Below are 23,630 nucleotides of genomic sequence, written 5' to 3'. Positions count from 1 at the left end.
TGGTTGCGCACGTCACAGGCCGACCACCACAGTAGGTACTGCCTGCGGCCCGCGTCACGCCCCCGTCGGCGCGGTCCGCCCTTCCTGCGCGCGCACGGCCGACCTGGTGCCGATCAGGGTGGCGACGAACGCGAGCGCCAGCGCCACCAGCACGCCGAGGTTGGCGTACGCCCACGGCCCCTCGCGCCCGCCGAGCGGGCCGAGCAGGTAGCCCTGCCAGGCGAGCCACTCCGCGTACGTGTTGACGACGAGACCCCACCCGATCACCGTGCAGACGACCACGACGGCGATCGGGAACGGGCGCACGTCGCCGTAGCGCCCGCGTGGGTCGAACAGCGCGGCCTCGTCGTAGTCGCGGCGGCGCAGCGCGATGTCGGCGAGCATCACCCCGCACCAGGCCGCGACGGGCACCCCGAGCGTGATGAGGAAGCCCTGGAACTGGCCGAGGAACTCACCGCCGAAGAACACCACGTAGGTGGTGCCGAGGATCATGATCACGCCGTCGATGGCCGCGGCGGCGTAGCGCGGGATGCGCACGCCCATGGCGAGCATCGCGAGGCCGGACGAGTAGATGTCCAGCACCGCGCCGCCGACCAGGCCGAGCACGGCGACCAGCGCGAACGGGATGAGGAACCACGTGGGCAGCGTCCCCGTGAGCGCGCCGATCGGGTCCGCGGCGATCGCCTCCGACAGCTCGGCGGACGAGCCGGCGAGCAGCAGCCCGAACGCGAAGAGCAGCAGCGGCGCGGACGCCGACCCCACCGTCGTCCACACCACGACGCCCCGCGTGGACGCCGAGCGCGGCAGGTAGCGGGAGTAGTCGGCGGCGGCGTTGACCCAGCCGAGGCCGAACCCGGTCATCAGCATCACCAGGGCGCCGAGGACCTCCTGGGCCGACCCGCTCGGCAGCGCCGCCACGGCGGCGAAGTCGACGTCGTCGAGGGCGAGCAGGACGTAGATCACGGTGAGCACGCCCGTCACGACCGTGATCACCGTCTGCAGGCGCATGATCAGCTGGAAGCCGAGCACGCCCGCCGCCACGGTGAGGGCGGCGACCACGACCAGCGCCACCACCAGCGTCCCGGTGCCCCCGCCCCAGCCGAGCCGGGAGAACACGGTGGCCGTCGCGAGCGTGGCGAGCGTGGTGAGGACGGTCTCCCAGCCCACGGTGAGCAGCCACGAGATCGCCGAGGGCAGCCGGTTGCCCCGCACGCCGAACGCCGCCCGGCTCATCACCATCGTCGGCGCCGAGCCCCGCTTGCCTGCGATCGCGACGAACCCGACGAGCAGGAACGAGAACACGATGCCGACGATCCCGGCGGCGAGCGCCTGCGGGAACGAGATCCCGAAGCCGAGCGCGAACGCCCCGTAGCTCAGCCCGAGCACCGAGACGTTCGCGGCGAACCACGGCCAGAACAGCTGGCTCGGCCGTCCGTGGCGCTCGGCGTCGGAGATGACGTTGATACCGTTCTCCTCGACGCGCAGCGCCGACTGCTGATCCCCCTCCGGCACGGGGGTGAGGCTAATGCTCCGCGGGCCGGATGTGGTACTCGAAGACCAGCCCGGCGACGGCGAGCAGCAGCACCACGCCGCCGATCACCAGCAGCCACACGTGCCAGAAGGCGAGCGCGACGCCGCAGAGCGCGGCGGAGGCGGCCACCCCGATCGGCCAGTAGCTGCCCGGCGAGAAGAAACCGACCTCGCCCGCCCCGTCGGAGACCTCGGCCTCGGGGTTGTCCTCCGGTCGCGGCTGCTCGAGCCGCCGGGAGATGAACCGGAAGTACGTGCCGATGATCAGCGACAGGCCACCGGTGAGGAACAGCACCGCGATGCCGACGGGCTCCTGGGCCAGGACGGTGTAGACGATCGCCGCGAGGAAGAAGAACGCGGTGATGATCTCGAAGATGCGGGACTCGATCTTCATGGCGTGCCTCAGCTCCCCGCGGTGACCGGCTGCGACGCCGAGCGGAGGGTCCGGTCGGTGTTGAACGGATAGGTGGTGTAGGCCTCCGGCGTGCACAGCTGCCCGCAGCCGAGCTGCTGCAGGGCCTCACCCGCGGTGTACGGGGCGCCGGTGTCCGGGTTCACCTGCTGGCGCAGCGCGAGCCACTGGTCGAACAGCTCCGGCGAGATCGCCCTGACCTCGAAGTTCATCATCGCGTGGTAGGTGCCGCAGAGCTCGGCGCACCGGCCGACGAACGCGCCCTCGCGGTCGATCGAGTCGATCTGCCAGACGTTGTCCTGGTCGTTCGTCTCCGGCATCGGGAAGACGTCGCGCTTGAACAGGAACTCCGGCACGAAGAAGCTGTGGATGACGTCGTTGGAGACCTGCGTGAACTCGATGCGCCGGTTGGTCGGCAGCACGAGCAGCGGGATCGTGTCGCTGGTGCCGAGCGTGCTCACCGGGCGCCCGTCCGGAGTGGTGGCGTCGGGGTACTCGAACTCCCAGTTCCACTGGAACGCCGTGACGTCCACCCGCACGTCGGGCTCCGCGCCGTCGGTGTCGACGTAGTTCTGCACGGCCACGGTGCCCGCGAACAGCACCGCCACGATGATCGTGGGGATCACCGTGAAGGTGATCTCGAGCGGCAGGTTGTACTGCGTCTGCCGCGGCAGGCTGTCGTCGCCCTTGCGCTTGCGGTGGAAGATCACCGCCCAGAACATCGCGCCCCAGGTGACGGCGCCGACGACCAGGGCCGCGACCGCCGACCAGGTCCACAGCTGGCGCATGGACTCGGCCTGCGGCGTGACGCCCTCCGGCCACCCGAAGCGCAGGACCTCCTCCACCGAGCAACCGGTGGTGAGCGGAACGACCAGCAGCGCCAGACCGGCCAGCTTGCCCGCGCGCCTCACCGGAACCCGCCTCGTCGCTGAGCGGCGGTCTCCCCCGCGCTGTGCTCGGCCCACTGCTCGCCGCCCTCCTGCCTTGTCGCCTGCGTCAAACCGGCCGACTTCGACCACGCGTAGAGACTAGCCGAGCAATCCGCCGGGGACCGGCCCGGGTCGGCCCCTCAAGCGGGGAGGACGGCCTCGATCTCCGCGGCCGCCTCGGGCCCGTAGGCGTCCCGCAGCCGGGTGAGGGCCGTCACCCGGTCCCAGGTCCACTCCTGGGGCCCGTCGGTCTCGAGCACCTGCACGGCGATCAGGGAGCCCAGCTGGGCCGCGCGCTCCAGCGACAGGCCGCCCGTCACGGCCGCGAGGAAGCCCGCGCGGAACGCGTCGCCGACGCCGGTCGGGTCGACCTTGCCGGTCTCGGGGACCACGCCGACCTTCAGCGTCTGCGGCCCGTGGATCTCCACGCCGTTCTCGCCGTGCGTCGTGATCCGGATCTCGACCTCGTCGGCGACCTGCGCCTCGGTCCAGCCGGTCTTCTTGAGCAACAGCTCCCACTCGTAGTCGTTGGTGAGCAGGTAACGGGCCCCGGAGACGAGCCTGCGGATCTCCGGGCCCTCCATGCGGGCGAGCTGCTGGGACGGGTCGGCCGCGAACGGGATGCCCAGCTCGCGCGCCTCGTCGGTGTGGCGCAGCATCGCCTCGGGGTCGTTGGCGCCGACGAGCACGAGCTCGATCCGGTCGGCGAGCGGGCGCAGCGAGATCTCCCGGGAGCGGGCCATCGCGCCGGTGTAGAACGACGCGATCTGGCGCATGTCGTCGTCGGTGGTGCACACGAAGCGGCCCGTGTTGACGTCCGGGCAGACCAGCACCGCCGAGCAGTCCACCCCGTTGGCCTCGAGGCGGGCCCGGTACTCGCCGAAGTCCGCCCCGACCGCGCCGATCAGCAGCGGCTTGCGGCCGAGCACGCCGAGCGCGTAGGCGATGTTGCCCGCGACGCCGCCGGGGCGGATCACCATGTCGTCGACCAGGAAGCTGAGCGACAGCCGGTCGAGCTGGTCGAGGACGAGCTGGTCGGCGAACCGACCCGGGAAGTGCATCAGCTGGTCGGTCGCGATGGACCCGGTCACGGCGATAGGCACGGACAGTCACCCTACAGACGCAACCGACCCCGGCCGAAGGTCCGGCCGGGGTCGGTGGGATGCCGCGCTCGCCTCAGGCGCGCTCGGGCGCGAGGCCCTGGTGGTGGACGGCGCTCAGTGGAACGAGTCGCCGCAGGCGCACGAGCCGCCCGCGTTCGGGTTGTCGATCGTGAAGCCCTGCTTCTCGATGCTGTCGACGAAGTCGATGACCGCGCCCTCGAGGTACGGGGCCGACATCCGGTCGACGCCCACCCGCAGCCCGTGGAACTCGCGGAACAGGTCGCCGTCGAGCTCGCGGTCGTCGAAGAACAGCTGGTAGCGCAGGCCGGCGCAGCCACCGGGCTGGACCGCGATGCGCAGGTGCATGTCGTCGCGGCCCTCCTGTTCGAGCAGCGCCTTCGCCTTGAGGGCGGCGGCGTCGGTGAGCTCGACGCCGTGCGTCTTGTTCTCGACGGCGGTGTTCTCGACAGTCATGGTTCTCCCCAACAGCGTGCGGCGCGTTCCTGTTCCCAGCGTACCTCCGGTACCCGTTCCCGCCCGGGGACCGGCACGCGCGTGACGGGCGCCACCTGCGGCTGCGCCGCGTGGTCGAGCACCGTCACCGCTTCGTGCTCCACTTCTGGGCCACGTGCTCGGCGAGGGCGGCGAGGGTGCCCGCCGGGTCGGCCATCGACGCCTCGACCCCGCCCGCGTGCTCGGCCACCCCGTAGGCGGCGTCGACGCCCACCGCGGCGGCCTCGCGCCGCCCCACCGACACCTGCCCCGCGAGCACGACGCACGGCAGCCCGCGGTCGGCGGCGCCCCTGGCGACGGCCGTGATGAGCTTGCCGCGCAGCGACTGCCAGTCGAAGCTGCCCTCGCCGGTGATGGCGAGCTGGGCCTTGTCGAGCTCGGCGTCCAGCCCCACCAGCTCGCGCACCAGACCCGCGCCGGACACGCGCTTCGCCCCGCACGCGAGCAGCGCGGCCCCGAGCCCACCCGCGGCGCCCGCCCCCGGCTCGTCGCGGACGTCGACCCCGAAGGCGGCGGCCAGCGCGTCGGCGAAGCGGGCGAGCGCGGCGTCCAGCTCCGCGACGGCCGCGTCGTCGGCGCCCTTCTGCGGCCCGAACACCGCGGCCGCCCCGTGCCGCCCGAGCAGCGGGTTGTCCACGTCGGCCGCGGCCACCAGCCGGACCCCGCCGAGCTGCACGGTGCCCTCGAGCCGGGCGCAGCGGGCCAGCGCGGCGCCGCCGTCGGGCAGCGGCGCGCCGGCGTCGTCGACGGGCACGGCGCCCAGTGCCGCGAGCATGCCCGCGCCGCCGTCGGTGGTGGCCGAGCCGCCCAGGCCGATCACGACCTCGGCGACGCCCGCGTCCCGCGCGTCGGCGACCAGCTCGCCGACCCCGCGGGAGGTGACGGTGCGCGCCACCTCGGGCACCCGCCGCTCCCGCGGTACGAAGTGCAGCCCGCACGCCGCGGCGGATTCGAGGTAGGCGGTGTCGCCGATGCGCAGCCAGCGCGCCGCCACCGGGTCCCCGAACGGGCCGGTGACCTCGAGCTCGTGCCACTCGCCGCCGAGGGCCGCGTGCAGCACTTCGACGAACCCCGTGCCGCCGTCGGCCAGCGGCAGCAGGCGCAGCTCGTCGTCCGGGGCGGTGCGGCGCCACCCCGCCGCGATCGCCTCGGCGGCCGCCGTAGCGCTCAGGGTCCCGCCGAACGAATCAGGTGCCACGACCACTCGCATGGGCCGCACGCTATCGCCCGTAAGGTGAGATGTGTGAGGTTCTTGCGCCGTTCCACGCCGTCGAAGGTCGGCGCCGACTCGTCCGAGTCCGCGGCGTCCGCGCCCACCGAGTCGGAGCAGGCCGCGCAGGCCGAGGCCAAGCGGACCGGGGGCAAGGGCCGTCCCACCCCGAAGCGCCGCGACGTCGAGCGCCGCAGGCGGGGTCCGGCGCCGCCCCCGCCGCGCACGCAGCGGGAGGCCGCTCGCCTGGCGAAGATGAACCGCCCGAGCAAGGAGGAACGGCGCCGGCTGGCCGAGGAGCGGCGCGCGCGGATGGCCGCGGGCGACGATCGCTACCTGCTGCCCCGCGACCGCGGCCCGGTCCGGGCCTACATCCGCGACGTGGTCGACTCGCGCCCGCACATCATGGGCCTGTTCATGCCGCTCGCGATCCTCGTGGTGCTCTCGCTGCTGATCCCGGTGCCCGCCGTGCAGCAGTACCTGAGCCTGTTCAGCCTCGTCGCGCTCACGACGATGATCATCGAGGGCATCTTCCTCGGCGCGTCGGTCACGCGGAAGGCGCGGGCGAAGTTCCCCGACGAGAAGATCGGCGCCTTCTCCACCGGCTGGTACGCCTTCACCCGGGCGAGCCAGCTGCGGCGGCTGCGCATCCCGAAGCCGCGGGTCGCGCGGGGCGCCGACGTCTAGCCGGAACGCGCGCCCGATGCCGACCCGCACGCTGGTGCTCGGCGGCACCCGCTCGGGCAAGTCGCGGCACGCGGAGGACCTCCTGCCCGCCGACGAGCCGGTGCGCTACGTCGCCACCGCCCGCGCGCGGGCCGACGACCCCGAGTGGTCGGCCCGCATCGACGCGCACCGCGCCCGCCGCCCCGCGGCCTGGTCCACGCTCGAGGGCGTCGACGTGGCCGCGGTGGTGCGCGCGGGCGGCGGGCCGCTGCTGGTCGACGACCTCGCCACCTGGCTCACCGGCGTGCTCGACGACGCGGGCGCGTGGGAGGCGCCCTCCGTCCCGCCCGCCGTCGGCGCCGCGGTCGACGAGCTGGTGACGGCGATCGAGCGGGCGCCGGGGCGCGTGGTGCTCGTCTCGGCCGAGGTGGGCCTCGGCGTCGTGCCCGCGACCAGGGCCGGTCGGCTGTTCCGCGACGAGCTGGGTGCGCTCAACGCCGCGCTCGCCGCCGTGTGCGACGAGGTCGTGCTGCTGGTCGCGGGCCTCCCGCTGCGGCTGAAGTGAACCGGGGGCGGTAAGAACTCCCCGTGGATCTGCCTCCGGTCACCGCCCCCGATGTCGACGCCCGGCGGGCCGCGGTCGCCCGCCACGCCGAGATGGACGTGCCCGACGCTGCCCTCGGCACGCTCGCCGAGCTGGGCGTCTGGCTCGCCGCGGCCCAGGGGACCTGCCCGCCCCGCCCGCTGGCCCGGCCCCGCGTGGTGGTGGTCGCGGGCGACCACGGGATCGCCGCGGCCGGGGTGTCGGCGCACCCGCCCGGCGACACCGCGCGGCAGGTGGCCGCGGTGCGCGAGCACACCGCACCGGTCGGCGTCCTCGCCTCGGTCGCGGGCGTGTCGGTGCGGGTCGTCGACGTCGCGCTGGACGCCGAGGAGGGCGCCGTCGACCCGGGCCGCCACCGCGTCCGGCGGGGCAGCGGCCGCATCGACCGCGAGGACGCGTTGAGCGCCGACGAGGTCGAGAAGGCGTTCGCCGTCGGCAGGGCGCTCGCCGACGAGGAGGTGGATGCGGGTGCCGACCTGTTGGTCCCCGCCTCGCTCGGGGTGGGCGCCACCACCCCGGCGGCGACGCTCGTGGCCGCCCTCACCGGCACCGAGCCGGTCGCCGTGATCGGGCGCGGGAGCGGGATCGACGACGCGGGGTGGATGCGCAAGGCGGCCGCCGTGCGCGACGCGCTGCGCCGGGCCCGCCCGCACGTGCGCGACCCGCTCGCCCTGCTGCGCGTCGCGGGCGGCGCCGACATCGCCGCGCTCACCGGGCTGTGCGTGCAGGCCGCCCTGCGGCGCACCCCGGTCCTGCTCGACGGGCTCGTGGTTGGGGCGGCGGCGCTCGTCGCCGACCAGCTCGCGAAGGGGGCCCGGGACTGGTGGCTCTACGCCCAGCGCTCGCCCGACCCGGCGATGGCCGTCGTCGAGCAGCACCTGTCGCTGTCGCCCGTGCTCGACCTCGGCGTCCGCCTCGGCGACGGCACCGGCGCGGTGGCCGCCGTCCCCCTGCTGCAGATGGCGGCGCGACTCATGGCCGAGACCGGGTGAGGTCGCTCGCGTTCGCGCTCGCCCTGCTGACCGTGCTGCCGGTGCGATCGCCCGCCCCGACCCCGCGGCTCGGGGCGGGGGCCCTGCGCTGGGCCCCTGTCGTCGGGGCCGCGCTGGGGGCGCTCGCGGGCGGGCTGCTCGTCGGGCTGGCCGCGCTCGGGGTGCCCACGCTCGCCGCGGGGCTGCTCGGCGTCGGGTTCCTCGCGCTCGCCACCCGCGGCCTGCACGTCGACGGCCTCGCCGACACCGCGGACGGGCTGGGCTGCTACGGCCCGCCGGAGCGGGCGCTCGCCGTGATGCGCGACGGCGGGGTCGGCGCGTTCGCGGTGTCGGCGCTGGTGGTGGTGCTCGGGGTGCAGGCCGTGGCGCTCGGCGCGCTGGCGGGCGCCGGGCCGTGGGCGGTGGCCGCCGTCGCGCTGGCCGCGGCGACCGGCAGGGCCGGGTTCGGCTGGGTGGCCCGCCGCGGGGTGCCCCCGGCGCGGCCCGGCGGCCTCGGCGCGCTCGTGGCGGGCTCGCAGTCGTGGTGGGTGCCCGTGGCGTGGTGGGCGGCGCTGGCCGCGGCCGGGCTCGTGATCGGCCCGCGCGCCGCGGTCGGCGTGGCGCTCGGGGCCGCGCTCGTCGTCGCCCTGTCGGCGCACACGGCGCGCCGGTTCGGCGGCATGACCGGTGACGTGCTGGGCGCGGCGAACGAGCTCGCCGTGACCGCGGTGCTGCTCGCGGTGGCGACCGGCTGAGACGGGCTAGGAGGCCGGGACCAGCGTCCGCATCCAGCTGTGCGTGTCCGCAGCCACGCCGCGCTGGATGTCGGTGAGCAGCTTGCGCAGCTTCAGCGTGATCGGGCCGGGCTCGCCGCCGCCGATCACGACCTCGCCCTCGTTGTGCTTGACCCGCCCGATCGGCGTGATGACCGCGGCGGTGCCGCAGCCGAACACCTCGGTGATCCGCCCGTCGGCGGCGCCCTCGAGCCACTCCTGGGCGGAGATCCGGCGCTCGGTGACCTGGCAGCCGATCTCCTTGGCCAGCACGAGCAGCGAGTCGCGGGTGATGCCGGCGAGGATGCTGCCGGTCAGCGACGGCGTGACGAGCTCGGCGTCGTCGCCCGAGCCGAACACGAAGAACAGGTTGTTCGACCCCATCTCGTCGACCCAGCGGCGCTCCTCGGCGTCGAGGTAGGCGACCTGGGCGCACCCGTGCTCGGCGCCCTGCACCTGCGGCAGCAGCGAGGCCGCGTAGTTCCCGCCGCACTTGGCGGTGCCGGTACCGCCGAGCGCGGCGCGGGTGTAGTCGGTGGACAGCCAGACGTCCACCGGCTTGATGCCACCGGGGAAGTAGGGGCCCGCGGGCGAGGCGATGACGGCGTAGAGGTACTCCGCCGACGGGCGCACGCCGAGCCCGACCTCGGTGGCGATCATGAACGGGCGCAGGTACAGCGACTCCTCGCCGCCCGCCGGGGGCACCCACTCGCGGTCGATGCTCACGAGCTCCTCGAGCGAGGCGAGGAACAGCTCGTCGGGCAGCTCGGCCATCGCCATCCGCGCCGCGGAGGCCCGGAAGCGAGCCGCGTTGGCCTCCGGGCGGAAGCTGGCGATCGACCCGTCGGGCTGCCGGTAGGCCTTGAGGCCCTCGAAGATCTCCTGGCCGTAGTGCAGCACCATCGTGGCCGGGTCGAAGCTGAGCGGGCCGTACGGCACCACCGCCGGGTCGTGCCACCCCACCCCGGCCGTCCACTTGATGGTGACCATGTGGTCGGTGAAGTACCGGCCGAACCCCGGATCAGCGACCATCTCCGCCCGCCGGGCTGCCGGCACCGGGGAGGGGTTGGGGGTGCGGGAGAACGGCTCGCTCATAACGCAGACGGTACTAGGCGCCACAACGGTCGGACGTCCGACTGTCCCTTCGCGTCAGCGGACCCGCGAGGGCACGAACGGCGGCTTGACCACCGTGCACTCCAGCGGGCGCCCGCGCACGTCGATCACCACCGTGTCGTCGAGGCCGACCCCGGAGCCGGTGTCGATGAGCGCGAGCGCGATGCCGGTGCGCAGCGTCGGGGAGAACGTGCCGGACGTGGTGGTGCCGACCCGCTCGCCGTCCACGAGCACGGCCATGCCGGGACGCGGCACGCCGCGGCCGGTGGCCCGCAGCCCGCGCAGCCGCCGCGCCGGGCCGGCCTCCTTCTCCGCGAGCAGCGCCTCGCGGCCCCAGAATTCGGGCTTGGACCAGCCGACGGCCCACCCGCTGCCCGCCTGCACCGGCGTGATGTCCTCCGACAGGTCCTGGCCGTGCAGCGGGTAGCCCATCTCGGTGCGCAGGGTGTCGCGGGCGCCGAGCCCGGCGGGGCCGCCGCCGAGCGGCTCGGCCGCGGCGAGCAGGGCGTCCCACACGCGCGGCGCGTCGTCGGCGGGCACCAGCAGCTCGTACCCGCGCTCGCCGGTGTAGCCGGTGCGGCACACCCGCAGGCCGGCGACGTCGGCGAAGGCCATGTAGTCCAGCCCCTCGACCTCGGATGCGGGCACGACGGCGGCCAGCGCCTCGGCGGACTTCGGCCCCTGGACGGCGAGCACCGCGAGCTCGCGGTGCCGGTCGGTGATGCGCACCCCCTCCGGCGCCGCGGCGCGCAACAGCTCGGCGACACGCGCCGCGTTGGCGGCGTTGGGCACGGCGAGCACCTCGTCCGGGCCGACCAGGTACACGATGATGTCGTCGATCACGCCGCCGGACTCGCTGCAGCACAGCGTGTACTGCGCCTGCCCCGGCCCGATCCGGGACAGGTCGGCGGTGAAGCAGCGGTTGACGAAATCGGCGGCGCCGGACCCGGTGATCGCGAGCTTGCCCAGGTGGCTGACGTCGAACACGCCGACGGCCTCGCGGACGCTCGTGTGCTCGGCCACCGTCCCCGCGGGGTAGGAGATCGGCATCGACCAACCCCCGAACGCCCCGAGGGTGGCGCCGAGCGCGGTGTGCCTGTCGTGCAGCGGGCTGGTGAGGAGATCGGCCACGGCGGCGAACCTACCCGGATGCCCTCTCGCCGGATGCAGCCGCGCGGCCCAGCAGCGTGCACAGCGTCCAGCCGACGGCGAGCGCCACCGCGGTGATCACCACCTGCCGGGTCGGCAGCAGCGCGGCGAACACGACGCACAGCAGCAGGCCGAGGCCGGAGGTCCAGGCCGGCCAGCTGCGCTCCGCCGCCGGGAGCCGCAGCGCGGCCAGGTTGATCACGGCGTAGTAGACCAGCACGCAGCAGGCCGAGAGCGCGATCGCCGCAACCGGCCCGGCCAGCACCGCGATGCCGATCGCGACGAGGCCGCCCGCGATGTCGGCGCGCCGCGGGGTGCCGCGCGCGCAGATCGCGGCGAGCCCGCGCGGCAGCTCCCCGCGCCGGGCCATCGCGAGCGCCGTGCGGCTCACCCCGACCAGCACCGACAGCAGCGCCGAGCCGGCGGCCACCGCGGCCCCGGCGCGGACGAGCACGCCCAGCGCGCTCGCCTCCCCCGCGTCGACCACCGTGACCAGCGGCGTGGCCTCGGTGGCGAGCCGGTCGGTGCCCAGCCCGACCATGAGCGCGGCGGCCACGAGCAGGTAGGTCAACAGCGTGATGCCCAGCGCGAGCGCGACGGCGCGGCGGATGGTGCGCCGGGGATCGCGCACCTCCTCGCCGAGCGTCGCGATGCGCGCATACCCGGCGAAGGCGAAGAACACGAGCCCGGCCGCCGTCAGCACGCCGAGCCCGCCGCCGGGGGCGGGCACCGCCTCGGCGTCCGGGGCCGCCGCCGTGCCCGGCGCGGCCGGGTCCGGCCCGAGCAACCCGATCACCACGACGACCACGAGCACGGCGAGCGTGCCGCCCACGAGCGCGTACGCCCCGCGCGCGGTCCAGCGCACGCCCGCGGTGTTGAGCGCGGTGCCCGCGGCGATCACCAGGATCGCCGCGGGCAGCGGCTGCGACGGCAGCACGTACTCGCCGAACACGCCCGCCGCCGCGGCCGCCGACGAGGTCTTGCCGACCAGGAACGCGACACCGGCGAGCCGCCCGGCCGCCGGGGCGAGCCGTTCCCGGCCGTAGACGTAGCCGCCGCCGCTTTCGGGGTGGGCGACGGCGAGGTCGGCGGTGGAGGCGGCGTTGCAGGTCGCGACGACGGCGGCGAGCAGGACGGCGACGAGCAGCCACGGTCCGGCGGCGGACGCGGCGGGCGCCCACACCGCGAACACCCCGGTGCCGAGCATCGCGGCCAGTCCGAGCACCGTGGCGTCGGCCGTACCCAGGCGGCGCTGCAGGCTCGAGGACACGGCGTTCACCTTTGCACCCGGGCCTGCCCGGGCCGACGCCACGTGGGTGTCATTAGCATCTCGAAGCGGTCTCAAGCCCCAGTACTCCCGAGAGGACCCGACGCGTGTCCACCGACTTGCACCTCGCCGACGGCTCGCCCGTCACCGCCGACGTCGACGCCGTGGTCATCGGCCTGCTGCCCGCGGGCGAGGGCGAGGATCGCCCGCGCCTCGCACCGGGTGCCACGGAGATCGCCGAGGCCTTCGGCGGCGAGGCGGAGCTCGCCGAGCTGCTCGGGGTGCTCGGGGCCACCGGCAAGGCCGACGACGTGGTGAAGCTGCCCACCCGCGGGGCGATCACGGCACCGCTGCTGGTCGCCACCGGGCTCGGCGCGCCCGACGAGGGCGGGGAGCCGACCGCCGAGCAGGTGCGGCGCGCCTCCGGGGCGGCGGCTCGCGCGCTCGCGGGCAAGGGGCGCGCGGTCAGCACGCTCGGGCGGCTCGACCTCGGCGCGGCGGCCGAGGGCACCCTGCTGGGCGCCTACACGTTCACCGCCTACCGCTCCAACGGCAACGGCAAGGCCCCGGTCGGCAGCGTCGGGCTGCTCGCCGAGGACGGCCAGGAGGAGGTCCTGCGCACCGCCGTCACGGTGGCGGGCGCCGTGCGCACGGCCCGCGACCTGGTCAACACCCCGCCCAACGACCTGTACCCGGAGACGTTCGCCGCCCGGGCGAAGGAGCTCGCCGAGGCCGCGGGCGTCGAGGTCGAGGTGCTCGACGACGAGGCGCTCGCCGCGGGCGGCTACGGGGGCGTGCTGGGCGTCGGGGGCGGCTCGTCGCGCAAGCCCCGCCTCGTGCGGCTGCGCTACGCGGGCGGGTCGAACCCGCGGGCGAAGGTCGCGCTCGTGGGCAAGGGCATCACGTTCGACACCGGCGGCATCTCGATCAAGCCCGCCGCGAACATGGACCACATGACCTCGGACATGAGCGGCGCCGCCGCCGTGATCGCCACCACGGTGCTCGCGGCGCAGCTGCAGCTGCCGGTGGCCGTCACCGCCACCGTGCCCATGGCCGAGAACATGCCCAGCGCCACCGCCTACCGGCCGGGCGACGTGCTGCGGATCTACGGCGGCAAGACCGTCGAGGTGCTCAACACCGACGCCGAGGGCAGGCTCATCCTCGCCGACGCGATCGTGCGCGCCGCCGAGGACGAGCCGGACTACCTGGTGGAGACCTCGACGCTCACCGGCGCCCAGCAGGTGGCGCTCGGCATGCGCACGGCGGGCGTGATGGGCAGCGACGACTTCCGCGACCGGGTGGCCGCCCACGCCCGGGCCACCGGCGAGGACGGCTGGGCCATGCCCCTGCCCGAGCACATGCGCTCCGAGCTCGACTCCCGCATCGCCGACATCGCCAACGTCACCGGCAGCCGCTGGGGCGGCATGCTCGTGGCCGGCACGTTCCTGCGCGAGTTCGTGCCGAACGGCCTTCCCTGGGCCCACATCGACATCGCGGGCCCGAGCTTCCACACCGGTTCCCCGTACGGCTACGTGACCAAGGGCGGCACCGGGGTTCCGGTGCGCACCCTGCACGCCCTGCTCGCCGACATCGCGCGCAACGGCTGACCCGCGCCGCGGCGCCCGCGAGCCCGGCCCGGTCAGCGGTCGAGGTCGGCCTCGCGGGCCCGTTTGCGCAGGATGCGTTGGCGGGCGTCGTAGTCGCGCATCCGCTGCGGATAGCCGACCAGCTGCACGTCGTACACGGGCATCGCCAACGACCGGGCGAACTTGCGCGCCGCGGCCGGGCCCGAGATGCGCCGCCGCGTCCACGCACCGTCCTTGTCGACCAGGAGCAGCGTCGTCTCGGTGACCGTGGTCCGCGGCTCCACGAACCCCTCCACCCCTTCGTGCGACGCCGCCCACGCGCGCAGGTGCTCCAGCCCGTCGTCGCGGGCCGATCTGCGCGCGCCGAACCGTCCTCTCGTCAATCTCGCGAGCAGGCCCATCCACCCACCTCCCCCCCGCCTCAACGCACGAGGGCGGTGATTGTCTCCCGGACCACCAGGCGCCGCGCCCGGAGCCCGCGGATGACAAGATGGCTCCGGCGGCGCGACATGCCGCGTCCACAGTGGTGGCAGCCGATCGGTAGGGGAGTACTCACGTGCCCGAGCACAACGCGGACCTGGTCGTTCTCGGCGGGGGTTCCGGCGGCTACGCCGCCGCGCTGCGCGCCGCCGAACTGGGCATGTCCGTCGTGCTGGTGGAGCGCGACAAGCTGGGCGGCACCTGTCTGCACTACGGCTGCATCCCCACGAAGGCGCTGCTGCACGCCGCCGAGGTGGCCGACGCCGCGCGCGAGGGCGACAAGATCGGCGTCAAGACCTCGCTCGAGGGCATCGACATGGCCGGGGTCAACAGCTACAAGGACGGCGTCATCGCCCGGCTGTACAAGGGCCTGCAAGGGCTCGTGAAGTCGCGCAAGATCACCGTGGTGGAGGGCACCGGGCGGTTCGAGGCCCCGAACGCCGTGGTCGTCGGTGATGATCGTTACACCGGCCGCAACGTCGTGCTCGCCACCGGCAGCTACGCCAAGTCGCTGCCCGGCCTCGACATCGGCGGCCGGATCATCACCAGCAACGAGGCCATCCACCTCGAGTCCGTGCCCGAGAAGGTCGTCGTGCTCGGCGGCGGGGTGATCGGCGTCGAGTTCGCGTCGGTGTTCCGCAGCTTCGGGGCGGAGGTCACCATCGTCGAGGCGCTGCCGCGCCTGGTCCCCGCCGAGGACGAGTTCTCCTCCAAGCAGCTCGAGCGCGCGTTCCGCCGCCGCAAGATCGCGTTCAAGACCGGGGTGAAGTTCACCGGCGCGAAGCAGACCGACGAGTCGGTCACCGTCTCGCTCGAGTCCGGCGAGGAGATCGAGGCGGACCTCCTGCTGGTCGCCGTCGGCCGCGGCCCCAACACCGCGGGCCACGGCTACGAGGAGGCGGGCATCACGATGGAGCGCGGGTTCGTGCTCGTCGACGAGCGGCTGCGCACCAACCTGCCGAACGTGTACGCCCTCGGCGACATCGTCCCCGGCCTGCAGCTGGCCCACCGCGGGTTCCAGCAGGGCATCTTCGTGGCCGAGGAGATCGCGGGGCTGTCCCCCGCGCCGATCGACGAGGCGGGCATCCCGCGCGTCACCTACTGCGAGCCGGAGGTCGCCTCGGTCGGCCTCACCGAGGCGCAGGCGCGGGAGAAGCACGGCGACGTCCAGACGCTCGTGTACGACCTCGCGGGCAACGGCAAGAGCCAGATCCTCCAGACCCAGGGCGCCATCAAGCTCGTCAAGGCGGGCGCCGAGGGCACGCCGGGCCCGGTCGTCGGCATCCACATGGTCGGCGCCCGCGTCGGCGAGCTCATCGGCGAGGCCCAACTCGTCTACAACTGGGACGCCCAGGCAGAGGACGTCGCCGCACTCGTGCACGCTCACCCCACCCAGAACGAGGCGTTCGGGGAAGCGCACCTCGCGCTCGCCGGCAAGCCGCTCCACAGCCACAGCTGAACCGGCCCGGCCCAGAAGAACCCCGAACCCGCAGGAAGAGGAGCTCCGACCCGAAATGGCCTTCTCCGTCCAGATGCCCGCCCTCGGTGAGAGTGTCACCGAGGGCACCGTCACCCGGTGGCTCAAGCAGGAGGGCGACCGGGTCGAAGTCGACGAGCCGCTGCTCGAGGTGTCCACCGACAAGGTCGACACCGAGATCCCCTCGCCCGCCGCAGGCATCCTGCAGCGGATCGTCGCGGCCGAGGACGAGACCGTCGAGGTGGGCGCCGAGCTGGCCGTGATCGCCGACGCCGACGAGGTGGAGGGCGGCGGTTCCGGCGGCGACACCCGGACCGCCGAGCCCACCGCCGAGCCCACCGCCGAACCCGCGGAGGAGGTCGCCGCGGCCGAGCCCGAGCCCGCGCCCGAGCCCGCCGCGGCTCCGGCCGCGGAGGAGCCCGCCGAGGCGCCTCAGGCCGCCGCCGCACCCGCCGCCCAGGGCACCCCGGTGCGGATGCCCGAGCTCGGCGAGAGCGTCACCGAGGGCACCGTCACCCGCTGGCTCAAGCAGGTCGGCGACCGGGTCGAGGTCGACGAGCCGCTGCTCGAGGTGTCCACCGACAAGGTCGACACCGAGATCCCCTCCCCCGTGGCCGGCACCCTGCTCGAGATCTCGGTGAACGAGGACGAGACGGTCGACGTGGGCGCGCAGCTCGCCGTCATCGGCGAGCCGTCGGCGGGCGGCGGCCAGGCCCAGGCCCCCGCCCCGGCGCCCGAGCCGGCCCCGCAGCCGGAGGCGAAGGAGGAGCCGTCCGGCGACGGCGCCGCGGCGCCGGCCGCCGCCGCACCGGCCCCGGAGCCCGCCCCACAGCCGGAGCCCGAGCCGGCCCCCCAGCCCGCAGCGGCACAGCCGGCAGCGGCACAGCCCGCAGCGGCACAGCCCGCGGGCGGGGAGGACGGCACCCGTGCCCCGTACGTCACGCCGCTGGTGCGCAAGCTCGCCGCCGAGCACGGCGTGGACCTGTCGACGATCAAGGGCACCGGCGTCGGCGGCCGCATCCGCAAGCAGGACGTGCTGGCCGCGGCCGAGGCGAAGAAGGCCGCCTCGGCGCCCGCCGCGGCGCCCGCCGAGGCCCCGGCTGCGGCCGCCCCGGCGGCGGCCCCGGCGGCGGCGTCGGCTCCCGCCGCCCCGCAGGCGGTGCCGCGGCCGGCTCCGGGCGCCCCGGAGCCGGGCACCACGGTGAAGATGCCGCGCCTGCGCCAGGTCATCGCCCAGCGCATGACCGAGTCGCTGCGGATCTCCGCGCAGCTCACCACGGTGCAGGAGGTCGACGTCACGCGGATCGCCGCGCTGCGGGCCCGCGCCAAGGCCGAGTTCGAGCGGCGCGAGGGCGTGAAGCTCACGTTCCTGCCGTTCTTCGCGAAGGCCACCATCGAGGCCCTCAAGGCGTTCCCGCAGGTCAACGCGTCGATCAACGAGGAGACCAAGGAGGTCACCTACCACGGCGCCGTGCACCTGGCGATCGCCGTGGACACCCCGCGCGGCCTGGTCGTGCCGGTGATCAAGAACGCCGAGGACCTGAACATCGCGGGCCTCGCCCGCCGCATCGCCGACGTCGCGCAGCGCACGCGGGACAACAAGATCGGCCCGGACGAGCTGTCCGGCGGCACGTTCACGATCACCAACATCGGCAGCGCCGGCGCGCTGTTCGACACGCCGATCATCAACCAGCCGCAGGTCGCCATCCTCGGCACCGGCAAGATCACCAAGCAGCCCACGGTGGTCACCGGCCCCGACGGGGACGACGTGATCGCCATCCGCTCGGTCTGCTACCTGCCGCTCACCTACGACCACCGGATCATCGACGGCGCCGACGCCGGCCGGTTCGTGAGCGCGATCAAGGCCCGGCTCGAGGAAGGCGCCTTCGAGGCCGACCTGGGCCTGTAGTCCGCCGCGGGTGGGTGCGGGCGGCGTCCGCACCCACCCGGGCCCGGACTCGCGGGACGGGCCCGGTTCGGAGAAGATCTGACCTGTGCGCGTCGTCGTCGCCGGCTCGTCCGGCCTGATCGGTACCGCCCTCGTCGCCGACCTGCGGCACGCGGGCCACGAGGTCCTGCGGCTCGTGCGGCGAGCGCCCGCCGCCCCCGACGAACGCGGCTGGGACCCGCCCGCCGGGCGCATCGACGACGGGACGTTCGACGCCGTCGACGCCGTGATCAACCTCGGTGGTGCGGGCATCGGGGACCGGCCGTGGAGCGGGGCCCGCAAGCAGCTGCTGCGCGACAGCCGCAACGTGCCCACCGAGGTGCTGGCGACCGCGGTCGCGCGGCACGGGATCCCCACGCTGCTCAGCGCGTCGGGCATCCACTTCTACGGCGACACCGGCACCCGCGTCGTGGACGAGACCGCCCCGGCGGGCACCGGCTTCCTCGCCGAGGTCTGCCGCGACTGGGAGGCGGCCACCGCCCCCGCCGCCGAGGCCGGCGCCCGCGTCGTGCTGATGCGCTCGGCCGGCGTGCTCGCCCCGCACGGCGGGCTGCTGGGCAGGCTGCGCCCGCTGTTCTCCCTGATGCTCGGCGGCCGCATCGGCTCCGGCGAACAGGCGTTCCCGTGGATCTCGCTCGATGACGAGGTCGGGGCGATGCGGTTCCTGCTCGAGAACGACGCGGTCGCCGGGCCGGTGAACCTCGCGGGCCCCGAGCCGGCGTCGAACGCCCAGTTCACCTCTGCGCTCGCCGAGGTGCTGCACCGCCCCGCGCCGTTCGTGGTGCCCGCGGCCGTGCTGCGCAAGGTGCTCGGGCAGCTCGCCGAGGAGCTCGTGCTCACCGGGCCGTACGCGGTCCCCGCCGTGCTGCAGAAGCACGGCTACCCCTTCCGGCACACCACCATCCGCGACGCGCTCCAGGCGGCCGTCGAGCGCCCCTGAGACGTGCGGTGGTTCGGGCGCTCCGACCCGCGCCCCGGCCGAGGTAGCGTGAACGGCATGGTGACCCGCTCCTGCCGCGCCAGCACCGAGCCCCTGCGGATCGACCGTCTCGGCACCGTCGAGTACCTCACCGCCTGGGACGTCCAGCGCGCCAACGCCGACGCCCGCCGCGCCGGCGCCGGCCCGGACGTGCTGATGCTCCTGGAGCACCCCTCCGTCTACACCGCGGGCAAGCGCACCCAGCCCGAGGACCGGCCCACCGACGGCACCCCGGTGGTGGACGTCGACCGCGGCGGCCGGATCACCTGGCACGGGCCGGGCCAGCTGGTCGGCTACCCGATCATCGGGCTGGCCGAGCCGCTGGACGTCGTCGACTTCGTGCGGCGCCTCGAGGAGGCCCTCATCCGCGTCGTGCACGACGCCGGGATCCCGACCGCGGGCCGTGTCGAGGGGCGAAGCGGCGTGTGGCTGCCCGCCGACGACCACCGCCCCGAACGCAAGATCGCCGCCATCGGCGTGCGGGTGCAGGGCGGGGTGACCCTGCACGGGTTCGCCCTCAACTGCGAGCCGGACCTCACCGCGTTCGACCGGATCGTGCCGTGCGGCATCAAGGACGCGGGCGTCACGTCGCTCGCGGCCGAGCTGGGCCGCTCGGTGCCGGTGGCGGAGGTCATCGACGCCGTGGCCGAGACCGTCGAGGCGGTGCTCGACGGCGCCCTGCCGGTGGTCGAGCACCCCGTCCCGCGGCGGGCCGCGCCGGCCGGGCTGGACCTGCGCCTGCACCCGGCCCTGCACTAGGCGCCGCGGTCGTCCTCCGGGGCGCCGTCCTCGCGGGCCGGGCCGCTGCCCTTCTCCCACGCGAGCGCCATCGCGAAGATCAGCCCGATCGGGATGCCGAAGGCGACGTTGCCGAGCAGGAGGCCGATCGCGACCCCGATCGGCAGCCCGATCGCCATCGAGCTCGCGTCGATCCACCTGGTGTTCGCCATCCCGCCACGGTACCGGATTTCCGTAATTACGGAAAATCTGCAGACCTGGCATGCTGATCGCATGACCGACGAGCTGGGCGTGCTGGAGCGGCTGGCCGACCTCGAGCGCCGGGTCGCGGCGTTGGAAGGGGGGAAGGCCCCGGCCCCCGCCGGCCGGGGAGCGGGCACGGTCCGCTACGCCGGCGACGTGCACCTGCACGGCGACGTGACGTGGGAGATCGCCGTCGACCCCGCCGCGGCGCTCGACCTGCCCGACGAGCCGCGCGTGGCCGTGCTGGCCGCGCTCGGCCACCCGGTCCGCGCGCGGCTCGTGCGCCTCCTGCTGGCCCGCGGGCCGAGCGGCACCTCCGCGCTGCAGGAGGCGGCAGGGCTGGCCTCGACCGGCCAGCTCTACCACCACCTGCGCGCGCTCACCCACTGCGGGCTGGTCGAGCAGGACGGCCGCGGGTCGTACCGGGTGGACGCCCGCGCCGTCGTGCCCGCGCTGGTGCTGCTCACCGCCGCGTCCGACGTGGCGGGCCAGCTGCGCTAGCCGGTCATCGATCCAGCTGGGGCACCACGTCCGAGGCGATCAGCTCGACCTGGTCGAGGTCGGTGAGGTCGAGCAGCTGGAGGTAGATCCGGGTGATACCGGTCTTCTCCCGCCACTCCCCCAGCCGGTCGACGACCTCGGCCGTGGTGCCCGCGATCCCGTTGGCGCGCAGCTCGTCGACCTCGCGGCCGATCGCGCCCGCCCGGCGGGCCACCTCGGCGTCGTCGCGGCCGACGGCGATCACGAGCGCGACCGAGCGGACGACCTCGGCCGGGTCGCGGCCGATCGCGTGGCACGCGGCGTCGACGCGCGCGAACTGCGCCGCCACCACGTCCATCGGCGAGAAGCCCACGTTGAACTCGGCGGCGAAGCGGGCCGCGAGCTCGGGCGTGCGCTTCTTGCCGTGCCCACCGACGATCACCGGCGGGTGCGGCCGCTGCACCGGCTTGGGCAGGGCGGGCGAGTCGGTGACGGTGTAGTGCTGCCCGGCGAACGAGTACCGCTCCCCCGGCGGCGTGCTCCACAGCCCGGTGACGATCTCGAGCTGCTCGGTGAGCCGGTCGAACCGCTCGCGCACGTCGGGGAACGGGATGCCGTAAGCGGCGTGCTCCGCCTCGAACCACCCGGCGCCCAGCCCCAGCTCCACCCGGCCACCGGACATCTGGTCGGCCTGGGCCACCGCGATGGCGAGCGGCCCCGGCAGCCGGAACGTGGCCGAGTTCACGAGCGTGCCCAACCGGATCCGCGACGTCTCGCGCGCCAGCCCGGCGATCGTCAGCCACGAGTCCGTCGGTCCGGGCTCACCGGACGCCCCGCCCATCGCCAGGAAGTGGTCGGACCGGAAGAACGCGTCGTAGCCCGCCGCCTCGGCGGTCGTCGCGACGCGCAGCTGGTCGTCGTAGCTGGCCCCCTGCTGGGGCTCGATGAAGATCCTCAGGTCCACGCCGCGAACCTACGCCGCCCGGCGTGCAGCTGCGGTGCAACCCCTGAGCCCCTCGCCGACGGGGCGTAGCCTGGGGCCGTGACGATCGCACCGGAGGGCCGCAAGCTCCTGCGCCTCGAGGTCCGCAACAGCCAGACCCCGATCGAGCGCAAGCCGTCCTGGATCCGCACGAAGGCCCGCACCGGCCCGCAGTACACCGAGCTCAAGTCGCTGGTGCGCTCGGGCGGGCTGCACACGGTGTGCGAGGAGGCCGGCTGCCCCAACATCTACGAGTGCTGGGAGGACCGGGAGGCGACCTTCCTCATCGGCGGTGAGCAGTGCACCCGCCGCTGCGACTTCTGCCAAATCGACACCGGCAAGCCGGCCGAGCTCGACCGCGACGAGCCGCGCCGCGTCGCCGAGTCGGTGCGCGCCATGGGGCTGCGCTACTCCACGGTCACCGGGGTGGCCCGCGACGACCTGCCCGACGGCGGGGCATGGCTGTACGCCGAGACCGTGCGCCAGATCCACGCGCTCAACCCGGGCACCGGCGTCGAGCTCCTGATCCCCGACTTCAACTCCCGCGACGACCAGCTGGCCGAGGTGTTCGGCTCCCGGCCCGAGGTGCTCGCGCACAACCTGGAGACCGTGCCGCGGATCTTCAAACGGATCCGCCCCGCGTTCCGCTACGAGCGCTCGCTCGAGGTGATCACCAAGGCGCGGGCCGCAGGCCTGGTCACCAAGTCCAACCTCATCCTCGGCATGGGCGAGACGCCCGACGAGGTCACCGCCGCGCTGCGCGACCTGCACGACGCCGGCTGCGAGATCGTCACGATCACCCAGTACCTGCGCCCGTCGGTGCGCCACCACCCCGTCGAGCGCTGGGTCAAGCCGGAGGAGTTCGTCGAGCACGCCAAGGCGGCCGAGGAGATGGGCTTCGCGGGCGTGATGGCGGGGCCGCTCGTGCGCTCGTCCTACCGGGCGGGGCGGCTCTACGCGCAGACCATCGCCCACCGCGGCGAGGAGCTGCCGCCCCAGCTCGCCCACCTCGCGGCGGAGGGCCCGGCCGCGCAGGAGGCGAGCTCGCTGCTGGCGCGCTGAGCCGTCCGGCTCCCACCCCGTATCCTCGACGCCATGGCCGGTGGGAAGCCCGACAAGGAAGCGAAGAAGGCCGCCAAGCGCGCGCGGCGCGAGGCGTCCAGGGCGCGCTACAAGCAGATCTGGCAGGCGTTCCAGATGCAGCGCCGCGAGGACAAGGCGCTGCTGCCGCTGATGATCGGCGCGCTGCTGGTGTCGATCGCGGTCTTCTTCGGGATCGGGCTGATCTTCGACCTGCACTGGATCCTGCTGCCGCTCGGCATCGCCGTCGGCGTGCTGGTGGCGGTCAGCATCTTCGGGCGGCGCGTCCAGCGCAACGTCTTCAGCAAGGCCGAGGGGCAACCGGGCGCCGCCGGCTGGGCGCTGGACAACCTGCGCGGCCAGTGGCGGGTCACCCCCGGCGTCGCGGGCACCACCCACCTCGACGCCGTCCACCGGGTCATCGGCCGGCCGGGCATCATCCTCGTCGCCGAGGGCGCCCCGCACCGGGTGCGCGGCCTGCTCGCGCAGGAGAAGAAGCGCACCGCGCGCGTCGCGGGCACCACGCCGATCTACGACGTGATCGTCGGCAACGACGAGGGCCAGGTGCCGCTGCACAAGCTGCAGCGCTACCTCATGAAGCTGCCGCGCAACATCAGCCGCCAGGAGATGGACCAGCTGGAGACGCGCCTGTCCGCGCTCGGCAACCGCGCCGCGGCCATGCCGAAGGGCCCCCTGCCCACCGGCGCGAAGATGCGCAGCGTCCAGCGCACCGTCCGCCGCCGCTGACGGTCCGCTCCGCTGACGATCCGCTGTCCGGTGCCCGGTGCCGCGCTAGGCGCGGCTGCGGACCACGACCGTGCGGGTCGCGCGGTCGTGCCAGCCGCGGCCGTCCTCGTCCCGGGCCAGCGCGGGCAGCACGAGCGCGATGAGGGCCGTCCGCAGCAGCGCACGGGGCACCCCGATCACCGCGGCGGAGTCCAGCGACGCCACCCGGATGCCGAGCGCCGTCATCCCCGCGCTGGCGCCGAACACGGCCACCGGCACCGCCGTGAGCAGGTACCAGACCCCGAGCACCCACCAGCCGAGGTCGGGGTCGCCGAGCGCGTTCGGCCCGGTGACCAGCGCCGCGATCCCGTACGCCAGCAGCCAGTCGACGGCGAGCGCCGCGAACCGGCGGCCCATCCCCGCCACCGAGCTGGCTCCCTCGGCCGGCAGCCCCAGCCGCTCCCCCGGGTACCGCCCGCCCTCCTGCGCCGCGGCGCCGGGCAGCCAGGACTCGATCCAGCGGGCCATAGGCCCAGCCTATGCGGTGTGACGAGGACCCGTGCGGCCGGCGACGCCGTTAACGTCTGCGAAACGAACGAGTGACCGCTGGGCAACAACGCCCCCATAGGTTCGCCGTCGACGAAGCCAGAACGGCCCCACCAGGCATGTCA

Annotated in this window: 25 protein-coding genes; 12 read left to right on the top strand and 13 right to left on the bottom strand. The window is 74.6% G+C overall.

Features of this window, described 5'->3' with window-relative positions; translation table 11 throughout:
• Nucleotides 1-54: 54 nt before the first annotated feature.
• The 6 genes from VKZ81_RS29455 to VKZ81_RS29430 all read right to left on the bottom strand — a co-directional run bounded on the left by VKZ81_RS29455 (nucleotide 55) and on the right by VKZ81_RS29430 (nucleotide 5,697).
• Nucleotides 55-1,512: a purine-cytosine permease family protein gene (locus VKZ81_RS29455; protein WP_324244991.1), complete on the bottom strand. Its 1,458-nt coding sequence runs from the start codon at nucleotides 1,510-1,512 to the stop codon at nucleotides 55-57.
• A 10-nt stretch (nucleotides 1,513-1,522) separates the two neighbouring features.
• Entirely contained in the window at nucleotides 1,523-1,924 is a 402-nt protein-coding gene (locus VKZ81_RS29450) for a cytochrome c oxidase subunit 4 (RefSeq protein ID WP_324244990.1), read from the bottom strand.
• A gap of 8 nt (nucleotides 1,925-1,932) precedes the next feature.
• On the bottom strand, nucleotides 1,933-2,853 hold the full coding sequence (gene ctaC / locus VKZ81_RS29445) for an aa3-type cytochrome oxidase subunit II (RefSeq protein ID WP_324244989.1): 921 nt from the start codon (nucleotides 2,851-2,853) through the stop codon (nucleotides 1,933-1,935).
• A 158-nt stretch (nucleotides 2,854-3,011) separates the two neighbouring features.
• Nucleotides 3,012-3,932 (bottom strand): carbohydrate kinase family protein, encoded by a 921-nt coding sequence (locus VKZ81_RS29440; RefSeq protein ID WP_324245094.1) that lies wholly within the window; start codon nucleotides 3,930-3,932, stop codon nucleotides 3,012-3,014.
• Nucleotides 3,933-4,088: 156 nt separating this feature from the next.
• Nucleotides 4,089-4,448 (bottom strand): HesB/IscA family protein, encoded by a 360-nt coding sequence (locus tag VKZ81_RS29435; protein ID WP_324244988.1) that lies wholly within the window; start codon nucleotides 4,446-4,448, stop codon nucleotides 4,089-4,091.
• Nucleotides 4,449-4,572: 124 nt separating this feature from the next.
• Nucleotides 4,573-5,697: a glycerate kinase family protein gene (locus tag VKZ81_RS29430; RefSeq protein ID WP_324244987.1), complete on the bottom strand. Its 1,125-nt coding sequence runs from the start codon at nucleotides 5,695-5,697 to the stop codon at nucleotides 4,573-4,575.
• A gap of 33 nt (nucleotides 5,698-5,730) precedes the next feature.
• Between VKZ81_RS29430 and VKZ81_RS29425 the strand changes: the two genes are divergently transcribed.
• From VKZ81_RS29425 to VKZ81_RS29410, 4 genes are read left to right on the top strand one after another with little or no spacing between them, the layout of a single operon-like run.
• Nucleotides 5,731-6,384, top strand: coding sequence for a DUF3043 domain-containing protein (locus VKZ81_RS29425; protein WP_324244986.1), 654 nt, complete (start codon nucleotides 5,731-5,733; stop codon nucleotides 6,382-6,384).
• Nucleotides 6,385-6,400: 16 nt separating this feature from the next.
• Nucleotides 6,401-6,928 carry a bifunctional adenosylcobinamide kinase/adenosylcobinamide-phosphate guanylyltransferase gene (gene cobU, locus VKZ81_RS29420; RefSeq protein ID WP_324244985.1) on the top strand — a complete coding sequence of 176 codons (528 nt, stop codon included), beginning with the start codon at nucleotides 6,401-6,403 and terminating at the stop codon, nucleotides 6,926-6,928.
• Between the two features lie 23 nt (nucleotides 6,929-6,951).
• Complete coding sequence (gene cobT / locus VKZ81_RS29415) at nucleotides 6,952-7,959, top strand: nicotinate-nucleotide--dimethylbenzimidazole phosphoribosyltransferase (protein ID WP_324244984.1); 1,008 nt, start codon at nucleotides 6,952-6,954, stop codon at nucleotides 7,957-7,959.
• Entirely contained in the window at nucleotides 7,956-8,693 is a 738-nt protein-coding gene (locus VKZ81_RS29410) for an adenosylcobinamide-GDP ribazoletransferase (protein WP_324244983.1), read from the top strand. Before cobT ends, VKZ81_RS29410 begins: the two co-directional genes overlap by 4 nt.
• A 6-nt stretch (nucleotides 8,694-8,699) precedes the next feature.
• On the opposite strand, the gene VKZ81_RS29405 is transcribed toward VKZ81_RS29410, so the two are convergent.
• Genes VKZ81_RS29405 through VKZ81_RS29395 form a run of 3 tightly spaced genes read right to left on the bottom strand, consistent with a single transcriptional unit; the run spans nucleotide 8,700 to nucleotide 12,243 of the window.
• Nucleotides 8,700-9,806, bottom strand: a complete 1,107-nt coding sequence (locus tag VKZ81_RS29405; RefSeq protein WP_324244982.1) for a branched-chain amino acid aminotransferase — start codon at nucleotides 9,804-9,806, stop codon at nucleotides 8,700-8,702.
• 54 nt (nucleotides 9,807-9,860) lie between these two features.
• The gene (gene gcvT, locus VKZ81_RS29400) at nucleotides 9,861-10,955 is read right to left on the bottom strand and encodes a glycine cleavage system aminomethyltransferase GcvT (protein WP_324244981.1); all 1,095 of its coding nucleotides are present in this window, start codon (nucleotides 10,953-10,955) and stop codon (nucleotides 9,861-9,863) included.
• 10 nt (nucleotides 10,956-10,965) lie between these two features.
• The gene (locus tag VKZ81_RS29395) at nucleotides 10,966-12,243 is read right to left on the bottom strand and encodes an APC family permease (RefSeq protein WP_324244980.1); all 1,278 of its coding nucleotides are present in this window, start codon (nucleotides 12,241-12,243) and stop codon (nucleotides 10,966-10,968) included.
• A gap of 104 nt (nucleotides 12,244-12,347) precedes the next feature.
• Here VKZ81_RS29395 and VKZ81_RS29390 point away from each other — a divergent pair, with 104 nt between their 5' ends.
• Complete coding sequence (locus VKZ81_RS29390; protein WP_324244979.1) at nucleotides 12,348-13,847, top strand: leucyl aminopeptidase; 1,500 nt, start codon at nucleotides 12,348-12,350, stop codon at nucleotides 13,845-13,847.
• Nucleotides 13,848-13,879: 32 nt separating this feature from the next.
• Here VKZ81_RS29390 and VKZ81_RS29385 read toward each other — a convergent pair whose 3' ends face one another.
• Nucleotides 13,880-14,227, bottom strand: coding sequence for an oxidoreductase (locus tag VKZ81_RS29385; protein ID WP_324244978.1), 348 nt, complete (start codon nucleotides 14,225-14,227; stop codon nucleotides 13,880-13,882).
• A 155-nt stretch (nucleotides 14,228-14,382) separates the two neighbouring features.
• Between VKZ81_RS29385 and lpdA the strand changes: the two genes are divergently transcribed.
• From lpdA to lipB, 4 genes are all read left to right on the top strand, one after another.
• Complete coding sequence (lpdA, locus tag VKZ81_RS29380; protein WP_324244977.1) at nucleotides 14,383-15,765, top strand: dihydrolipoyl dehydrogenase; 1,383 nt, start codon at nucleotides 14,383-14,385, stop codon at nucleotides 15,763-15,765.
• Between the two features lie 55 nt (nucleotides 15,766-15,820).
• Nucleotides 15,821-17,692, top strand: a complete 1,872-nt coding sequence (sucB, locus tag VKZ81_RS29375) for a 2-oxoglutarate dehydrogenase, E2 component, dihydrolipoamide succinyltransferase (protein ID WP_324244976.1) — start codon at nucleotides 15,821-15,823, stop codon at nucleotides 17,690-17,692.
• 85 nt (nucleotides 17,693-17,777) lie between these two features.
• On the top strand, nucleotides 17,778-18,671 hold the full coding sequence (locus VKZ81_RS29370) for a TIGR01777 family oxidoreductase (RefSeq protein WP_324244975.1): 894 nt from the start codon (nucleotides 17,778-17,780) through the stop codon (nucleotides 18,669-18,671).
• A 57-nt stretch (nucleotides 18,672-18,728) separates the two neighbouring features.
• Nucleotides 18,729-19,469, top strand: a complete 741-nt coding sequence (gene lipB / locus VKZ81_RS29365; protein WP_324244974.1) for a lipoyl(octanoyl) transferase LipB — start codon at nucleotides 18,729-18,731, stop codon at nucleotides 19,467-19,469.
• Here lipB and VKZ81_RS29360 read toward each other — a convergent pair.
• The gene (locus tag VKZ81_RS29360; RefSeq protein WP_324244973.1) at nucleotides 19,466-19,660 is read right to left on the bottom strand and encodes a hypothetical protein; all 195 of its coding nucleotides are present in this window, start codon (nucleotides 19,658-19,660) and stop codon (nucleotides 19,466-19,468) included. The two genes, lipB and VKZ81_RS29360, sit on opposite strands and share 4 nt — an antisense overlap.
• Before the next feature lie 61 nt (nucleotides 19,661-19,721).
• On the opposite strand from VKZ81_RS29360, the gene VKZ81_RS29355 reads away from it, so the two are divergent.
• Complete coding sequence (locus tag VKZ81_RS29355) at nucleotides 19,722-20,192, top strand: ArsR/SmtB family transcription factor (protein ID WP_324244972.1); 471 nt, start codon at nucleotides 19,722-19,724, stop codon at nucleotides 20,190-20,192.
• 4 nt (nucleotides 20,193-20,196) lie between these two features.
• On the opposite strand, the gene VKZ81_RS29350 is transcribed toward VKZ81_RS29355, so the two are convergent.
• On the bottom strand, nucleotides 20,197-21,135 hold the full coding sequence (locus VKZ81_RS29350) for an LLM class F420-dependent oxidoreductase (RefSeq protein ID WP_324244971.1): 939 nt from the start codon (nucleotides 21,133-21,135) through the stop codon (nucleotides 20,197-20,199).
• A gap of 78 nt (nucleotides 21,136-21,213) precedes the next feature.
• Between VKZ81_RS29350 and lipA the strand changes: the two genes are divergently transcribed.
• Complete coding sequence (lipA, locus tag VKZ81_RS29345) at nucleotides 21,214-22,215, top strand: lipoyl synthase (protein WP_324244970.1); 1,002 nt, start codon at nucleotides 21,214-21,216, stop codon at nucleotides 22,213-22,215.
• Nucleotides 22,216-22,248: 33 nt separating this feature from the next.
• A complete protein-coding gene (locus VKZ81_RS29340) occupies nucleotides 22,249-22,980 on the top strand; it encodes a DUF4191 domain-containing protein (RefSeq protein WP_324244969.1) in 732 nt (243 codons plus the stop codon).
• Nucleotides 22,981-23,025: 45 nt separating this feature from the next.
• On the opposite strand, the gene VKZ81_RS29335 is transcribed toward VKZ81_RS29340, so the two are convergent.
• A complete protein-coding gene (locus VKZ81_RS29335) occupies nucleotides 23,026-23,487 on the bottom strand; it encodes an RDD family protein (protein WP_324244968.1) in 462 nt (153 codons plus the stop codon).
• Nucleotides 23,488-23,630 lie beyond the last annotated feature (143 nt).

Origin of the sequence: Pseudonocardia sp., assembly GCF_035305885.1 — a bacterium.
In the GTDB taxonomy this organism is placed as follows: Bacteria; Actinomycetota; Actinomycetes; order Mycobacteriales; family Pseudonocardiaceae; genus Pseudonocardia.
Note: the sequence above shows the minus strand (reverse complement) of the source record. Positions and strands in the feature narration are given on the sequence as shown.

What these genes read in the sequence shown, in the direction of transcription:
- VKZ81_RS29430 (WP_324244987.1), bottom strand. Translation starts at nt 5,697, where the DNA reads ATGCGAGTGGTCGTGGCACCTGATTCGTTCGGCGGGACCCTGAGCGCT.
- VKZ81_RS29440 (WP_324245094.1), bottom strand. Translation starts at nt 3,932, where the DNA reads ATGCACTTCCCGGGTCGGTTCGCCGACCAGCTCGTCCTCGACCAGCTC.
- sucB (WP_324244976.1), top strand. Translation starts at nt 15,821, where the DNA reads ATGGCCTTCTCCGTCCAGATGCCCGCCCTCGGTGAGAGTGTCACCGAG.
- VKZ81_RS29340 (WP_324244969.1), top strand. Translation starts at nt 22,249, where the DNA reads ATGGCCGGTGGGAAGCCCGACAAGGAAGCGAAGAAGGCCGCCAAGCGC.
- lipB (WP_324244974.1), top strand. Translation starts at nt 18,729, where the DNA reads ATGGTGACCCGCTCCTGCCGCGCCAGCACCGAGCCCCTGCGGATCGAC.
- VKZ81_RS29355 (WP_324244972.1), top strand. Translation starts at nt 19,722, where the DNA reads ATGACCGACGAGCTGGGCGTGCTGGAGCGGCTGGCCGACCTCGAGCGC.
- VKZ81_RS29450 (WP_324244990.1), bottom strand. Translation starts at nt 1,924, where the DNA reads ATGAAGATCGAGTCCCGCATCTTCGAGATCATCACCGCGTTCTTCTTC.
- VKZ81_RS29405 (WP_324244982.1), bottom strand. Translation starts at nt 9,806, where the DNA reads ATGAGCGAGCCGTTCTCCCGCACCCCCAACCCCTCCCCGGTGCCGGCA.
- VKZ81_RS29435 (WP_324244988.1), bottom strand. Translation starts at nt 4,448, where the DNA reads ATGACTGTCGAGAACACCGCCGTCGAGAACAAGACGCACGGCGTCGAG.
- VKZ81_RS29385 (WP_324244978.1), bottom strand. Translation starts at nt 14,227, where the DNA reads ATGGGCCTGCTCGCGAGATTGACGAGAGGACGGTTCGGCGCGCGCAGA.
- VKZ81_RS29335 (WP_324244968.1), bottom strand. Translation starts at nt 23,487, where the DNA reads ATGGCCCGCTGGATCGAGTCCTGGCTGCCCGGCGCCGCGGCGCAGGAG.
- VKZ81_RS29360 (WP_324244973.1), bottom strand. Translation starts at nt 19,660, where the DNA reads ATGGCGAACACCAGGTGGATCGACGCGAGCTCGATGGCGATCGGGCTG.
- cobU (WP_324244985.1), top strand. Translation starts at nt 6,401, where the DNA reads ATGCCGACCCGCACGCTGGTGCTCGGCGGCACCCGCTCGGGCAAGTCG.